We start from the raw sequence: 16721 nt of genomic DNA, 5'->3' as shown, positions 1-16721 counted from the left end.
CGCCAGGAGGAAGCGAAAGCGGTCATTAAATTTTTAAGTAAGGATCAAATCAATCTAGATCAAAATACGAATTTAGAAGTTTTAAATGTAAAACAAGCCAACTATTTTGAGATTTTTAGAGGGAAATGGCTAAAGTTAACCTCATTGCAAACAATTGTAAACTTTACTCTTGCATTTGGTTATTGGGGATTGTATACATGGATTCCGACATTGTTAATGGAAAAAGGGTTATCCATGTCACAAAGCTTAGGATTCCTTGCTTTAACTTCCATTATGCAGATACCAGGTTATATGGCTGCTTCCCATCTTACTGCTAGGTTTGGCAGAAAAAAGATATTGTTCCTATTTGTAACTGGTGCAGCCATCAGTGGTTTCTTATTCGCCTTTTCATCCAATATGGTTGAGCTATATGCATTTAACTTTCTTCTTTCATTCTTTAATCAAGGGGCATGGGCTGTGTGGAATACATGGTTTGGCGAAGTTTATCCGACAAATGTCCGCGGTGCTGGCTATAGCTTCGGAGCAGCATCACAGCGCTGGGCAAATACTTTTGCCCCATCGATAATCGGTTTTGTCATTGGAATGGGATGGACATTTGGGGCAACCGTTTCATTCATAGAGGCGTTTGTTGTGGTAACAATGATCACCATACTGTTCATTCCGGAAACGGAAGGGAAGATACTAGAATAGCACTAGATTTTAAGGATTAATCTCATAAAGTCACTAAAAGTAGTTTAATTTGAGTTTATGGAAGAACTTGCGTGTAGCAAGTTCTTCTTTTTAAAATTAGGTGGTGTGGTTATGAGGTTCACAGTGAAAGAAATGCTAAGTATGGAATCACTTGAAAATCTTTGTTTAATTGCTGGCCATAGGGGATTAAATAAAACAATAAAAAGTGTAAGTGTATTAGAAATACCTAATAAGTTTGATCAATTTGTTGCTGGCGGGGAATTTATATTAACTACGTTTCATAGCTTGAGCAATAATTATGAAGGGCAAGTAGAAACAATAAAAAAGTTCTCCGATTTTGGAGTAGCAGCATTAGGAATTCATCCTATGATCACAGGCCCTCAAATAAATGTCAAACTAATAAATGCAGCAAACACTTATGGTTTACCCTTAATATTACTCCCTCCATCCATGAACTATTCGACAGTTTTTTCTACAGTTTTGGGCACTATACTCAATTATCAATCTCAAATTCTTAAAAGATCGGAAGAAATAAATCGTGAACTAACTAAGGTTATCCTGCAGGGAGGAGATGTAAAAAAAATTGCTTTAACTCTATCAGAATTAATTAAGAAGCCTATTTTAATAATAAATGACACTTTTGATATTTTAGCAATAGGTTCAAATTCACCGGATGATGAAGACTTTTTACAAAAATGCCTACAAGTTGAAGGGATTATAAATAACGGAAATTTTTCACATTTGAAAAATTCAATTAGAAAACATCATCATGAAAGAGACTATTATACAGGTCAACTAGAAATTGAAGGTGAGAGTTTTCATCAAGTATCTGTCCCAGCTGGAGCGAAAAGCAATCCATTTGGATACATCTTTACTTGGGAATTAAAAGAAACTTTGCGAGAGTTAGATTTTATTGCCTTATCACACGCAGCAACAGCACTTGCATTAGAAATTGCAAAACAAAGGGCAGTAACTGAAACTGAAGACCGTCTTCGAAGTGACTTTCTTACGGAGTTATTTAATGATAAGTTTTTTAACGAAGAAGAACTATACAATAAGGGGCAATTAGTTGGACTAAACCTAGCAAAAAAACATATGGTCTTGGTCGCAAAGCTTTCCCAAGAAGGAGATGAGCATTCTAATAATAAGGGAGATTTCATAATAGAAAAACACATTCGCTCTCGTATACGACCTAAAATTGAACTGCTATGTCCTCATACTATTTGTCTGATAAAAGGAAACTCAATTATTCTTTTAATCCATTTTGATAAAAATCCAGAAGTGCAGTTCGCTAGAGACAAAGCTAATAAAATATCTTTTTTACTAAAGGAAGAACTGGATTTTGAGTTTAAGGAAATGAAGGTATCTATCGGAATAGGTAATTATTATGCTTCCCCTTTAGGATTGGGAAAAAGCCATAGAGATGCAATAAGATCCATAAATATTGGAGAAAGAATGTATGGAACTAATAAAATTACAGCTATATATGAACTAGGTATCTATGAAATAATTGAACAACTTCCAAATTACATTTTAGAAGATTTTACATCAGATTTTCTTGCCCAACTCAATCAATACGATAATAAACATCAATTGGATTTAGTAAAAACCGTAGAATTATATTTAGACGTGAATGAGAGTTTTACCGAAACTGGAAAGATGCTTTTTGTTCATCCCAATACAGTTAAATACCGGATTGAAAAAATTAAAGAAATTTTAGGTTTTAATCCATTTAAGGAACCTGAACAAAAATTAAACTTCCACTTAGCATTAAAGGCACAAAAATTATTATAATAATTAGAAGAGTAACGTTATATTAATATAGCTTAATATTATTTTCTCATCCTCAATGAAAAAAGACTCAGTAAAGGCAAACTGGATCTTTTTTCTTTTTTGCCGTTCATTATTTGTACAATTCCACTCTCTATGAGTTCAGATTTTCGTTAATTTGTTTCCAACAAACAAAAAATGACCTAAAAATTTGTACTCATTAAATATTCTGATTATTTAGAAAGTATGGGATGATATAGCTAACACAATAATCCATTGTGCAGTCAAAATAGGAGGCGAGAAATACATTGACAACTAATACCAAGTATCGAGTCGGAGTAGACATCGGTGGGACATTTACTGATTTTGTTATTTTAGATCAAGATTCAGGGCATATCACGTTAGAAAAAACACCTACAACTCCAAGAAACCTTTGGGAAGGAATTAGAAACGGATTTGAACTGGCTAACATCGATTTAACTGAAACTTCAATGGTAGTACATGGGACAACGGTAGGTTTAAATTGCTTCTTGGAGAAAAAAGGAGTACGTACTGGAATTATTACAACAAAAGGATTTCGTGATGTTTATGAAATCGGTAGGGTTAATCGGATAGAAATGTATGATTTATATTATAAAAAGCCTGAGCCTCTAGTTCAAAGGGAATACAGAGTGGAGGTAAATGAGCGCTTAGACTCAAATGGTAATGTTATTTCCGCATTAAACAAGGAAGATGTAGTAAAAGCAGCTGAATACTTCAAAAAAGAAGGGATTAAAGCTATAGCTGTATGTCTTCTACACGCATATAACAACCCTGTTCACGAACTTTTGATTGGGGAAATCTTATCGGAGGTATACCCAGATTCTCAAGTCTCTCTTTCTCATCAGTTAGCGAGAGAGTGGAGGGAGTATGAAAGGACAAGTACAACAGTAATAAATGCTTACATCGCTGATAGAGTGGGAAGTTATTTATCGAATATTGAATCAGGTTTGATGGAGCGTGGTTACAAGCGACCATTTTTTGTTAACCAGTCTTCTGGAGGCATAATGTCGGTTAATTCAGCAAAAGCAAAACCAGTTCATACCATAATGTCGGGTCCAGCAGCTGGTGCTGTAAGTTCAGCATATATCGGGAAACTAGCGGGTTTTAATAATGTTATTTCCTTTGATATGGGTGGGACGAGTACTGATGTCAGCCTTACCTACCAGGGAAAGACAAAAGTAACAAATGAATCACAAATTGAGCGACATCCATTGATGGTTCCAATGATTGATATCTATTCCATAGGTGCTGGAGGGGGATCAATTGCTCATATAGACCGTGCCGGATCCTTAAATGTCGGTCCTCAATCGTCCGGTGCTGAACCTGGACCAGCCTGTTATGGTCGGGGTGGCTTCGAACCAACAGTAACGGACGCTAATCTTACTCTTGGTCGAATTCCTAGTCATTTACTTGGAGGAAAAATGGAAATGGATAGGGAAGCCTCAATTAAATCCATTCATCGAATTTCAGATCCTCTTAGCCTAGATGTTGTTACAGGTGCTGCTGGAATACTTCGTATAGTCAACAATAATATGGCTCATGCAATTCGTGCTGTTACAGTTCAGCGTGGACTAGATCCAAAGGAGTTTGTATTATTTGCTTTTGGTGGGGCGGGCCCAATTCATGCATGTGAAGTTGCAGAGGAACTTGGAGTTAAAACAGTAATCGTACCAATGGCACCTGGAACATTTTCTGCTTTGGGAATGTTGCTTAGTGAAGTTCGCCATGACTTTGCACGTACACGATTAGTTAGAACGGAATTATCCGATCCGTTAGAGCTTGAAGAAATATATTCTGAAATGGAACAGGAGTCCATTTCAATTCTAGAAAAAGAAGTGGATCCGGATACACCAATTCGATTCGAAAGGGCTGCTGAAATGCGTTATGTTGGGCAAGAATATACGGTTCGAGTTCCCTTACCAAATGGTCCATTAACAGTAGAAAGAATGATTAAGCTACGCGAGGAATTCAATAGACTTCATGATCAAGCATATGGACATTCATCTGAATCCGAACCAACGGAAATTATCAATCTCCGTTTGGCAGCGTTTGGTTCACTGGGTGAGGTTCAAATTAAGAAGGTTCCAAATGGTGGATCTGAACCGTTAAATAATGCAATCTTAGGAACAACTAAAATTTGTCTAAACCCTACGGATGGATATGTGGAATGTACTGTATATAATCGTGACAATCTTCTTGCCGATAACAAAATTAAAGGGCCTGCTCTTGTTCTTGAAAAAGGCTCAACAACATTTATCACATCTGATTTCGAGGGAATAATTGATCAAATTGGCAATTTACTTTTAACAAGAAAGGAGGACTAACGCATGAAAAATATAAGTATTGAAATAAAAAAAGTAGATCCTATATTAATTGAAGTAATACGTAATGGATTTGTAGCCGCTGCCGATGAAATGAAGATAAACCTGGCACGTACAGCTTACAACCCAATAATATATGAGGTACTTGATTTTAGTGTTGGATTGTTTGACCATAATGGTGACATGGTCTCACAAGCTGCTGGACTACCCATATTTTTAGGAAACCTTCCCCCATCAGTTAAGCAAATAATCTCTGATGTAGGTAAGGAAAACATGGCAGCAGGGGATGTTTATTTAATTAATGACACATACACGGTAGGTACCCACCTAAATGATGTTGTTGTTTGCAGTCCCATTTTCTTAGAAGAGACTAATACCTTAATTGGCTTTGCTGCTAGTCGGGCTCACTGGCTGGATATTGGTGCTGTCTCACCTGGTGGCTGGACAACAGACACGACTGAAATTTACCAGGAGGGGATTCGCCTTCGCTCTATTCAATTGATGAAAAGCGGTGTCATGAACCGTGATGTGTACCAAATTCTACGTGATAATGTACGTTTCACAGATAGTGTAATGGGAGATTTACGTGCACAAATTGCTGCTAGTCATACAGGCGAACGCCGAATGCTTGAAATTGTGAAAAGATATGGTTTGGAAACCGTTCAAGCAGCCATTCAAGAGATGTTCGAAATGGAGGAAAAGGCAACAAGATTAGCAATAGCTTCTATTCCAGATGGAGAGTATAAAGCAGAGGCTTTTATGGATGATGATGGGGTTGGAATTAAGAATCCTAAAGTATGTGTCACTGTCCAAATAAAAGGCGGAGAAATGACAATTGACTTAACTGGGTCTGCAGAACAATGTCTTGGTCCTATAAATTGTGGATACGCTGCCACACTTTCTGGAGCTAGGATTGCCTTGAAGGCAGTAACAAGCCCTCTTAGTCCAGTTAACGAAGGTACATTCCGACCGTTAATCCTTAAGGTACCTGATAATTGTATGTTTAATGCAAAACATCCTGCACCTTCTGCAGTTTATGGTCTCGTTTTAATGACTCTCTGCGATACGATTTTTAAGGCATTGGCAACAGCCATTCCAGAGCGGATTCCTGCTGCCCATTACGGTGATGTGTGTGCTGTATTTATTTTCGGTAATGATCCGAGAACTGGAGTTCCATATTTGCATACGGAAGCTGAAGGTGGAGGATGGGGAGCAAATCCATTCCGTGATGGTGAGAATGTTATGATTGCTATAGCTGACGGAGACACTCGAAACGTTCCTGTAGAAATTATAGAATCTAAATTCCCACTTCATATAGAACGCTATGAAGTTCGTAAAGATTCAGGGGGTCCTGGGAGATATCGGGGAGGATTGGGACATTTTAGAGATTATAAGATTATCAATCATCATGCTAAATTTACAACTACCCAAGAACGATCAGAATGTCCACCTTGGGGATTATTTGGAGGTCAATCAGCTTTGCATAACCGAGTTGTTGTTAATCCAGGTACCGAGGAAGAAGTAATTATACAAAAAGTAACCGGATATTCATTAAAGGAAGGGGATATACTCTCTGTTCAAACTGGTGGCGGAGGTGGCTACGGTGACCCGCTGGATCGAACATCAGAAGAAGTTCTTATAGACGTAAAAAGAGGTTATGTTAGCCTTGATGCAGCTGAGAAATGTTATGGTGTAGTAATTGATCCTATTTCACTCAATATTGATCAAATTGCTACAAATAACAAGCGAAAACAAATAAAATCTATGTCAAAATTTTAACTAACTATAGAAAAAGCGTATCCCTAGGATAGTTTGAGATAACTTTGTATACCAAGCTCATTTCTTTACGATAGCCGATTTTCTGAGCACACTTAAAATTGGCTTTACTATTAACTAATGAGCAAGTAACGTTAACTCACAAAAGCCTTAAACTTTTTTAAGGGGCCTAAATTTTAGTAGAGCATTAAAAAGCCCAAACGCTTAGAGATTTATTCAAGCGTTTGGGTTTGATTTTCCAAATTGAAGGTCATCAAGACTTCTATATAACTTCCTTCGTCATTCTTAAACCTCCAAATGTTTAAACAAAAATGCAAAAATATCCGTATGCTCCCCAATGATTTTTTCAACTGGTTTTCCTAATCCATGTCATGCCCCTTTTTCGATTCTCAATAACTCATAAGTCTTTTTTAAAAAAATTGAATCATAAAATGAAGTTTTCACAGTTTTGGTACAGAAATTGCATTAAATATAATGATGTCATTTATTTATATTGAATGGGTGTTTGTAAGTAACATCCTATAAAAAAACCGTTTCAATCGCTTATCTGTTTAATATTGATATATACCCCCTATCTTTTCTTTTGAAAGGCATACCAAGTTGTATGCCCGTTTTTTTTTTCATTTATTTTTACAAAAAAAACAAAACGCCTATATTCAAGCGTTTTGTTTCATTCACATTATTTTCCTTCAATATACGTCCACTTATAGCTGTACGTTGTATTTGGAAGGGTGACGAATCCTTTAACATATGGTTTTAAAAGGTATGCTTCACTTGCTTGATACATCGGTGAAATAACTACATCTTTTTCAATTAGGATTTGTTCAGCATCTTGGAGATTGTTAAATCGTTCTTCAATATTAGTAAAGTCTACCTGAGCCTTTTTCACTAACTTGTCATAATCAGCACTTACATAGCTTTGCCAGTTGTATGGACCGTCTGAAAGGTGAATTGACATAAAATCAGTTGGATCGGCAATCCCGCTGCGCCAGCCGGAATGGCTCATATCATATTCCTGTTTGCCTTCTAACGCAAGCTTTTGTTTATTAGGCTGTTGGTTGATATTGAGAGTTAATCCCGGTAGGTTCTTTTCGAGTTGGTTCTTAATATATTCTGCTACGGACTTGCGCTGGCCGTCATCATAGCTTAAAAATTCTAGTTCAACTTTGTCAGTGCCGAGCTCTTCTAAACCTTTTTGCCAATATTCTTGTGCTTTTTCTATTCCTTCATCATTAAAGTTTCCGTGTTTGCTTCTGAAATCACTTCCATCTGTAACGGTTACCATTTTTTCCGGAATTAAGTAGTAAGCAGGGATAGAGCCGTTTTTAAGAATCAATTCTGCGGCTTCTTTCTTATTCCAGCCCATATCGATTGCTTTTCGGATATTCACATTGCTTAAATATTTGTTTTGAAGGTTAAAGCGGATAAAATACATTTCCCTTTTTATTAAAGATTGAAGATCTGGATTGCCTTGGTAAAGATCAACAAATTCTGATGACAAGTTTGTCATGTCGACAGAACCAGAATCGTACAGATTTACACCAGTAGAAACATCTTTTACAACTTTGAAATTAATTGTTTCAATCTTTACATTTCCTGCATCCCAGTAGGTAGGATTTTTCTTAAGCACCCATCCTTCTTCATGTTTCCAAGAATCAAGAATAAATGGGCCATTATAAATTAAGTATTCTGGTTCTAATGCATAATTGTCGCCTTGCGAATTCAAAAATTCTTCATTTTGCGGGTAGTAAAGAGTATTGTTTAACGTATCTAGAAAATAAGGAATCGCATGTGCTAATTGAACTTCAAGTGTAAAGTCATCAATCGCTTTAACACCGAGTTCTTCTACTTTACCATAAAGTTCATGGTCTTTATTTTGAATTTCTACTGCGTTCACGATACTGTCCATTTCATAGGAGTGAGGTGAAAGGGTGTCTGGGTGAAGTGCTCTCTGCCAGCCGAATACAAAATCATGAGCGGTTACTGGCGTACCATTGCTCCATTTTGCATCATCCCGTAAATGAAAGGTGTATGTTTTGCCATCATCGCTAATTTCATGATCCTTCGCTATTCCAGGTACGAGTTTTTGGTCTTGGTCCTCTCGGTACAGACCTTCATAAAGATTTAACATCATCGTGCCTGAAATACCATCGATCACTCCATTTGTCTTTAATGTAGGAATTTCATTTGCGGCATACAAATTTAACGTTTGTTCTTCTGTAGCAGGTGTAGAAGGTTGATTAGTCTCAGTTCCTTTTGTTTCTGGTGTTGATGATGGGTTGCTCGTTTCATTGCTTTTTCCATAGCAGCCTGTGAGGGCTAAAACGATAAGAAGAGAAAGAATGACAGTTATTGCAGTTTTTAGTTTTAACAAAATAGACTCCCCCTTTTTAGAATATTCAAAAATATATTGCAAGAATTGTGCCAGTACATAATTTCTTTAATTGATTAGTGGATTCTGAAAATTGTGAGCAATTCATTTAACTGTGTTTAAAAAGTTATACATAAGTTGTCAAAAAATTTTGAATGTGTAAAAAATAATAAAACCTAAAAGGAAAAACAAAGCTATTAATTTAAAAATTACTCTCGTTTTTTTATGGCACAAAAATTGCATTAATATTTAATTGAATCTAAAACTTGAGGGGGAAAAAGTATGCATAAAATTAATAGACTCCGAGAGAAGTTTAATGAATTAGGTGTAGATGGAATGATGATCGTTCATCCAGTGAACAGATTGTACATGTCTGGTTTTACTGGAAGCAATGGGGTACTTCTTATTACTGAAACAGAAGCAAAGCTTATTACCGATTATCGCTATTTTGAACAGGCTCAAAATCAAGCAAAGGACTTTGAAGTTGTTTTGCACGCAGGGCATACAGGCCATAAAGGGAAAATCTTTGAAGAAGTTGTTGTCCAAGCGAATGAAATGAAGATTAGTAAGCTCGGTTTTGAGCAAGAGCATTTATCTTATGGGCTATTTAGTAGAAATGAAACATTATTCTCTGCTGAACTAGTGCCAACTTTTGAAGCAGTCGAGAAGATTCGTATGATTAAAACGGAAGACGAAATTAAGAAATTGCGTGTTGCCGCGGATATTACTGACAAAGCGTATTTACATATTCTAAATATTATCCGGGCTGGTATGTCTGAGCTGGATGTAGCAGAAGAACTTGGAGCATTTATTAAAAAACATGGCGGCACAACTACATCATTTTCTCCAATTGTTGCATCCGGATATCGCTCCTCTTTGCCACATGGACGTGCAAGTGATAAAATTATTGAAAAAGGCGATATGATTACAATTGATTTTGGGGCCAATTACGAAGGCTATTGGGCCGATATTTCTAGGGTTGTTGCAATTGGAGAGCCGGTACCTGAATTAAGAAACCTTCATGATGTTGTGCTGACTTCATTCGAAAATTGCGTTGCTCATTTACGTCCGGGGCTGACTGACAAAGAGGTCGACTATTTAATGCGTGAAAATATTATTAAGCACGGGTTTAATGAACAATCAGGAACTGGCACAGGTCATGGAATTGGGATAGAGGTTCATGAAGCCCCGTTATTCTCTGTATTAAAAGACAAAGTATTAGAGGAAAACATGGTAATAACCGTCGAGCCTGGTATTTATTTAAAAGGCTTAGGCGGAGCGAGGGTAGAGGATGTTATCCTAATTACCGAAAATGGTCGAGAAGTATTAACCCCATCAACGAAGGAGCTAGTCATTTTATAGCCCTAAGCTGTGTGAAATAATATAAAATGTAAGGGATGACAACTTATGCAAGAACAATATCAAAGTAGATTAAATGAGTTAAAGAAATACTTAGAAAATCAAAATGTCGATGTAGCGATCATTAAAGATCCGAAAAATGTTTTCTATTATACAGGTTTCAATTCTGATCCTCACGAAAGATTTATGGCTTTAGTCATGGATATTAATAAGGGAGATCAATATTTATTTGTTCCTGCCTTAGATCGGGAAATTGCAGAAAATGATTCTTTTGTAAAGAGGATTGTAACGATTTCTGATGAAGTAAATCCATATAAAGTATTAAAAGACACGATTGGTGAAAGTGTTAATACAATTGGCTTAGAAACAAAAGTTATTTCTTTATATCATCATGAACAGCTCAATCTCTTTTTCTCTGATTTAAACTATAAAAATATTGGAGATTTTATTTCCCAGCAAAGAATGAAAAAGTCTCAAGAGGAATGCAGCAAGATTCAGACTGCCATTCATGTGATTGAAAAAGTAATGGCTGAAGGAATTAAGAAGGTCAAAGCTGGTATGACAGAGCAAGACTTTACGGCAGAATTAGAGTTTCTTATGAGAAAGTTTGGAGCAGCGGGTCCTTCATTTTCAACGATTGTTTTATCAGGAGAAAAAGCATCCTTACCACATGGAAGTCCAGATCAGAAAACGATCAATCAAGGAGACTTTTTACTGATTGATATGGGTGTTATTGTGGATGGCTATTGCTCTGACATTACTCGAACATTTGTCATTGGTGAGGAAACTGCGAAACAGAGAGAAATTTATGATATTGTTCGAAAATCCACAGAAGCAGGCGTAAATGCTTGTAAAGCGGGTATTCGAATTGGGGAAATTGATATTGCTGCCCGCAATGTAATTAAAGAAGCTGGCTATGGGGAATATTTTAATAACCGTGTAGGACATGGTTTGGGGATCGATGTGCATGAAGAGCCTTCAGTCCATGAAAACAATGATTTAATCGTAGAAAGCGGGCTCCTATTTACGATTGAGCCAGGCATTTATATTCCGGGATATGGCGGAGTACGGATTGAGGAAAATGTTTATATTGATGAAGCTGGCAATGGAAAGCTATTAACTTCATTTCCAACAGAATTGATTCGTATTGGCTAAGTTTCAAAGCAAAAAACCAGCATAGTGCTGGTTTTTTTGTTTTAAAGATCCATCTCAAGCTCCCAAATACGCTTTAATAATTTTATCATCCTCGCGTAAAACCTCTGCCGTATCATGCATAACAATATTCCCAATTTCAATTAAATAGCCTCTATTGGCAAGACGAAGAGCAGCTTTTGCATTTTGTTCAATTAATAGAATGGTCGTTCCTTGCTTGTTAATTTCCTGGATAATTCTCATAATCTCTTGAACGATAATGGGAGCAAGCCCCATCGATGGCTCATCAAGCATCAACAGCTTTGGATTTCCCATTAGACCGCGGCTGATTGCAACCATCTGCTGCTCGCCTCCGCTGAGTGTGCCTGCTAACTGCTTAGATCGTTCCTTTAATCGTGGAAACAGGTCAAAAGATCGTTCAATTCCTTCTTTTATCCATTTCTTATCCTTTCTGTATGTAAAGGCGCCTAGCTCTAAATTCTCTGTAACGGTGAGGCCGCCAAAGATCCGTCTTCCTTCAGGGACATGAATAATTCCTGATTCGACAATTTTATGCGGCTGAACCCCGACAATACTCTGACTATTCCATTCGATATTACCTGATTTTGGCTTAATCAATCCGGATATCGTTTTAAGGGTCGTACTTTTGCCTGCTCCATTGCTTCCTAGCAAAGCAACAATTTCCCCTTCATTAATTTCCAAATTTATATTATTTAGTGCATGAATTTTCCCATAGTAAGAATTTACGTCCGTCAGTTTTAGTAGAGGCTTCAAACGACTTCCTCCTTGCCCAAGTATGCTTCAATGACCTTTTCGTTTTTCAGCACTTCCTCAGGGGTGCCTTCTGCAATTTTACAACCATAATCAATAACCGTAATATGTTCGGAGATTTGTTTAATCAATGCCATATCATGCTCAATCATTAAAACCGTAATGTTAAATTCGTCACGAACTCTTCTAATCAGCTGAATTAAATATTGCTTTTCTTCAAAGTTGAGCCCAGCAGCCGGCTCATCCAATAGCAATAATTTTGGTTGAGTGGCCAGTGCTCGGGCAATCTCTAAATAGCGTTGGGCCCCATAAGGGAGATTTTTTGCTGATCTTTTCATATACTTAGTGATTCCTACAAATTCAATGCAATCCAGAGCAACCTGCTCTATTAATCTTTCTTCTTCTTTTTGGCTTTTTGTTTGAAACAAGGCACCCCAAACGGCCTGTTTTGTACGGCAATGCATACCAGACTTTACATTATCCAACACAGATAAGTTTGGAAACAAACGAAGGTTCTGAAATGTCCGGGCCATTCCTAAAGCCGTTATTTGACTGGGCTTCCTATTGATTAAGCTTGTCCCGTCCAAACTAATATCTCCGCTAGTCGGCCGGTAAAAGCCAGTAATCATATTAAATACTGAAGTTTTTCCAGCTCCGTTCGGTCCGATAATACTGGAAATGGAGTTTTTTTCAACAGTAAAGGATAAATCATTTACAGCAAGTAATCCTCCAAACTGCAGCTTTAAATCTTTTACAGTTAATAGAGACATTTGAATCCCCTCTCTTTCGAAGTAAGACTAAATAGATATGGTATGTTTTGGGTCATTCGTTTTTTCATCCTCGTCTATATCTGCCACATCCTCGGTTCCGTTTTTAGATGGCCAAATTCCTTGCGGACGGAAGATCATCATAGCCACTAAGGAAACCCCAAATATTAAATAGCGCCAGTCATCTACGCCACGCAGAAGCTCTGGAAGAACGATGACTAATACAGCACCAATCACAACACCTGGAATACTTCCAAGTCCTCCTAATACAACGGCAAGAAGAATCATAACTGATTGTAAAAAGCTAAAGCTTAAAGGGGCAATTGCACTCATTTTGACAGCGAAGATAGAACCGGCAAAGCTTCCGATAACAGCTCCAGATGCATACGAAAGCAATTTCAGCCGAATTCGATTAATACCCATAGCTTCTGCGGCATCCTCATCCTCACGAATATAAATCCATGCCCGTCCGATCCTTGAACGCCCTAATCTGTAAACAGCAATGATGGAGAGGATGGCGACAACTAATATTAAATAATAAAAGTCCTTTTGTGATGACAAAATATAGCTGCCAATGGCTGGACGAGGAATACCGTAAATTCCAGAGGCAGACCCAGTAATTTCTAAATTGGTAGCTAATATTTTTACAATTTCACCGAATCCGAGGGTAACGATGGCTAAATAATCACTTCTTAAACGGAGAGTCGGAGTTCCAACAACGACACCTGCGATAACTGCGCAAAGGAACGAGACAGGAAGAGTCAGCCAGAAGGACCAATGATAAGTGGTCATCAGTATGGCAGTTGTATAGGCTCCAACAGCAAAAAACGCTGCATAGCCTAAATCAAGCAGGCCGGTATATCCGACTACTATATTCAATCCTTGAGTAAGAACAACATAAAAAAGTACAAGGGTTAAGACATCTAACCAATAACTATTCAAGAAAAATGGAAGAATGAATAAGGCGATGATGGCAAGCAGAAGGGATTGTTTCTTATACTTTTTCATCTTTACATCCTCTCCATTTCTTTTGCTCCTAGTATGCCTGTAGGCTTAAATACTAAGAATAGGATGAGAATTCCGAAGGCAAGTACATCTTTCCACGATCCGCCAAGGTAAAAGGTGCCGAAAGCTTCGATAATCCCAAGAACTAGACCTCCAAGCATAGCCCCAGTTATATTTCCAATTCCACCTAGAACTGCTGCTGTAAAGGCCTTAAGGCCAATGACAAATCCCATCATAAAGTTAATCGTTCCATAGTAGATGCCTGACATGAGTCCAGCCCCGGCAGCCAAGAATGCCCCAATAAAAAATGTAAGGGCAATTATTCGGTGTACGTTAACGCCCATTAAGCTGCAAGCTGTTTGATCTAAAGCAATGGCACGCATCGCCTTACCGTAAATAGTTTTATCAATAAATAAGCGAAGACCAAGCATTAATAGTGCGGAAAGTACAATCATCCCTATCTGAGCAAAAGAGATCTGAGCTCCTAAAAACTGAAGTCCATCATTTGGCAGTTTTATAGGGTATACCTTGTAAGAAGCACCCCATCCTATCATTGATGTATATTCTAATGATAAAGACACACCAATTGCCGTAATTAATATTGATAGCCTAGGGGCAAGCAACAGCGGCCGATAGGCAATTCTCTCAACACCCATCCCTAGCAGTCCAACTATCACCATCGTACCAATGAATACAATGCCAATACCTAATATTCCAGTATTAAACCCGCCATCACCCGTAAATAAAGAGAGCAGGGTAAACCCGATGAAGGCACCCATCATATAAAGATCACCATGGGCAAAGTTTAGCAGCTTAATAATTCCGTATACCATCGTATATCCTAAAGCAACTAAACTATAAAAGGCACCTATTACTAATCCGTCAATCAGTATTTGTAAGAATATATCCATTATTATTTCGACTCTCCTCTGTGCGTAAATTTGGCGGAAGCTTGAAGTGAATTTAGTGCTGTCCTACAAGGGGCGACCGTTGCAATGCTTAACACTAACGATAAACATTTAATTGTCGGCCCTTGTTATGTATAAGACAGCCCAGTGCATATAAGAGGAATGTGAAACGCTTGACCTGAGGTTTAAACGTTCCAGTGATTTTTACTTATTTTTCTAAAGTGAAATCTCCACTTACTACTTTCATAACGTGGAAGTTTGATTGATTCAGAGAGTTTTGGTCATTAAACTCAATCGTCTGACCAATACCCTCGAAGGCTTTTGTATCCTTTAAAGCCTTTGTAATGTCTTCACTGCTTGTTGAATTTGCTCTTATCAAGGCATCTGCCAATAGATTCATACCGTTGTATGAAAGGGCAGAGAATGGACCAGGAGATAAATCTTTATGCTTACTCTTATATTCTTTTACAAATTCATCTGCTCCAGGAATGAAGTTTGCTGTAGGAGTGGCTGTCACTAATAAACCTTCCGCATTATCTGCCCCTGCAATATCAATAATATCTGGGGAATAACTGCCATCACCAACCATAAAAAATCCTGAAACGCCTTTTTCCTTGAATTGTTTCATCATCAGCCCGCCCGCTGCATAATAACCTGTAAAATATGTTCCATCAGGGTTTAGCGATTTTAGTTTAGTCATTAATGAGCCAAAATCTTTTTCTTCAGGATTAATAGCTTCGAAGCCAATGACCTTACCGCCATTTTCTTCAACAGATTTCTGAGCAAAATCAGCTAAGTTTTTTGCATAAGCTGAGTTATCATGAATGATGACAATGTTATTAGCGCCTTTGTCCTTGAAATAGTCAGCCCCTGATTTGGCCTGGTCTGGAACTAAACCATTAATTAGAAATAGGCTCTCATAGCCCTGTGCTGGTAATTCTGATGAATTAGCTGCTGCAACAATCATAGGGATTTTAGCGTTATTGAAAACACCTGATGCTGGCAATGTAGATCCAGAACAATAACCTCCAACAACTGCAGTTACTTTCATGGAAACAAGCTTATTAGCAGCTGTTGTGGCCATTTGAGGATCACAGGCATCGTCAGCCACTTCAAGCTTTAATTTTTTTCCATTAACTCCGCCATCATTATTTATTTTCTCTGCTGCCATTTGCATAGCGTTTAACATGTCTTTTCCGTCAGTTGCATTATTTCCTGTTACCGGCAAGAGGACACCAACTAAAATTTCTTCGGAATTGCTTTTTCCTCCACCAGAACTGCCTTCACTAGAACATGCACTTAGGAAAATAGAGAGGACGAGCAATAGACCGATTGCTATCATGGAATACTTTTTCAAATGAAACACCCCTTTTATTTTTTTCTTTTCCAACTGATTTTTGGCTAAATGATTTTACAAATAAGGATAGAAACGAACTTTCACCTCCTTTAAAACTAGTTTCTTACTTCAAAGAAAAGGGAAAGCTTACTGCTCATTTGTGTGAGGAATGCTAAGATGTTATGATTTAGCCCTTTCTTTACTACTTCGATGATGTGTGTGAGGAATTGTGAATGATAGAAAAACTAGTGTATGTCTGAAAGTATATAATCTTCGGAAAATAATTACTAGTATAAATTTTGTTAAAGCGTGACTTTCTTAGTACATCTATATCGTTTTATGCCATTGGATTTGTCAAAGATTATAGACACTTTATAGGGAATTAGTGATAAAATTTTACTTTTTATATCCTATTGTCAAATAATTCAGACATCGATTAGCGCAATGTGTAAA

General features: G+C 37.5%; 12 protein-coding genes. 6 read left to right on the top strand and 6 right to left on the bottom strand.

Annotated features, from left to right (window positions below; translation table 11 throughout):
* The 4 genes from V7164_RS14320 to V7164_RS14305 all read left to right on the top strand — a co-directional run.
* On the top strand, positions 1–690 hold a 690-nt coding region (locus V7164_RS14320; RefSeq protein ID WP_335354408.1), incomplete at its 5' end, for an MFS transporter.
* 132 nt (positions 691–822) lie between these two features.
* A complete protein-coding gene (locus V7164_RS14315; protein WP_335354410.1) occupies positions 823–2484 on the top strand; it encodes a PucR family transcriptional regulator in 1662 nt (553 codons plus the stop codon).
* A 284-nt stretch (positions 2485–2768) separates the two neighbouring features.
* Complete coding sequence (locus V7164_RS14310; RefSeq protein ID WP_335344457.1) at positions 2769–4826, top strand: hydantoinase/oxoprolinase family protein; 2058 nt, start codon at positions 2769–2771, stop codon at positions 4824–4826.
* A 3-nt stretch (positions 4827–4829) separates the two neighbouring features.
* A complete protein-coding gene (locus V7164_RS14305) occupies positions 4830–6602 on the top strand; it encodes a hydantoinase B/oxoprolinase family protein (protein ID WP_335354407.1) in 1773 nt (590 codons plus the stop codon).
* 676 nt (positions 6603–7278) lie between these two features.
* On the opposite strand, the gene V7164_RS14300 is transcribed toward V7164_RS14305, so the two are convergent.
* Positions 7279–8973, bottom strand: a complete 1695-nt coding sequence (locus tag V7164_RS14300) for a peptide ABC transporter substrate-binding protein (protein WP_335354406.1) — start codon at positions 8971–8973, stop codon at positions 7279–7281.
* A gap of 279 nt (positions 8974–9252) precedes the next feature.
* Between V7164_RS14300 and V7164_RS14295 the strand changes: the two genes are divergently transcribed.
* Positions 9253–10332 (top strand): M24 family metallopeptidase, encoded by a 1080-nt coding sequence (locus V7164_RS14295; protein WP_335354405.1) that lies wholly within the window; start codon positions 9253–9255, stop codon positions 10330–10332.
* A gap of 45 nt (positions 10333–10377) precedes the next feature.
* On the top strand, positions 10378–11484 hold the full coding sequence (locus V7164_RS14290) for a M24 family metallopeptidase (protein ID WP_335354404.1): 1107 nt from the start codon (positions 10378–10380) through the stop codon (positions 11482–11484).
* Positions 11485–11538: 54 nt separating this feature from the next.
* Here V7164_RS14290 and V7164_RS14285 read toward each other — a convergent pair whose 3' ends face one another.
* The 5 genes from V7164_RS14285 to V7164_RS14265 all read right to left on the bottom strand — a co-directional run bounded on the left by V7164_RS14285 (position 11539) and on the right by V7164_RS14265 (position 16298).
* Positions 11539–12255, bottom strand: a complete 717-nt coding sequence (locus V7164_RS14285; RefSeq protein ID WP_335347772.1) for an ABC transporter ATP-binding protein — start codon at positions 12253–12255, stop codon at positions 11539–11541.
* Positions 12252–13022, bottom strand: coding sequence for an ABC transporter ATP-binding protein (locus V7164_RS14280; protein WP_335354403.1), 771 nt, complete (start codon positions 13020–13022; stop codon positions 12252–12254). Before V7164_RS14280 ends, V7164_RS14285 begins: the two co-directional genes overlap by 4 nt.
* Positions 13023–13049: 27 nt before the next feature.
* A complete protein-coding gene (locus V7164_RS14275; protein WP_335347770.1) occupies positions 13050–14027 on the bottom strand; it encodes a branched-chain amino acid ABC transporter permease in 978 nt (325 codons plus the stop codon).
* A gap of 2 nt (positions 14028–14029) precedes the next feature.
* A complete protein-coding gene (locus V7164_RS14270; protein ID WP_335347769.1) occupies positions 14030–14935 on the bottom strand; it encodes a branched-chain amino acid ABC transporter permease in 906 nt (301 codons plus the stop codon).
* A 205-nt stretch (positions 14936–15140) separates the two neighbouring features.
* Positions 15141–16298, bottom strand: coding sequence for a branched-chain amino acid ABC transporter substrate-binding protein (locus V7164_RS14265; protein ID WP_335354409.1), 1158 nt, complete (start codon positions 16296–16298; stop codon positions 15141–15143).
* Positions 16299–16721: the final 423 nt, after the last annotated feature.

It is taken from the genome of Bacillus sp. JJ1474 (assembly GCF_036965225.1).
GTDB lineage: Bacteria > Bacillota > Bacilli > Bacillales > Cytobacillaceae > Cytobacillus.
Note: the sequence above shows the minus strand (reverse complement) of the source record. Positions and strands in the feature narration are given on the sequence as shown.

Excerpts from the sequence above, each read along its gene's own strand:
- V7164_RS14270 (WP_335347769.1), bottom strand. The coding sequence starts at position 14,935 with ATGGATATATTCTTACAAATACTGATTGACGGATTAGTAATAGGTGCC.
- V7164_RS14315 (WP_335354410.1), top strand. The coding sequence starts at position 823 with ATGCTAAGTATGGAATCACTTGAAAATCTTTGTTTAATTGCTGGCCAT.
- V7164_RS14305 (WP_335354407.1), top strand. The coding sequence starts at position 4,830 with ATGAAAAATATAAGTATTGAAATAAAAAAAGTAGATCCTATATTAATT.
- V7164_RS14290 (WP_335354404.1), top strand. The coding sequence starts at position 10,378 with ATGCAAGAACAATATCAAAGTAGATTAAATGAGTTAAAGAAATACTTA.
- V7164_RS14280 (WP_335354403.1), bottom strand. The coding sequence starts at position 13,022 with ATGTCTCTATTAACTGTAAAAGATTTAAAGCTGCAGTTTGGAGGATTA.
- V7164_RS14275 (WP_335347770.1), bottom strand. The coding sequence starts at position 14,027 with ATGAAAAAGTATAAGAAACAATCCCTTCTGCTTGCCATCATCGCCTTA.
- V7164_RS14295 (WP_335354405.1), top strand. The coding sequence starts at position 9,253 with ATGCATAAAATTAATAGACTCCGAGAGAAGTTTAATGAATTAGGTGTA.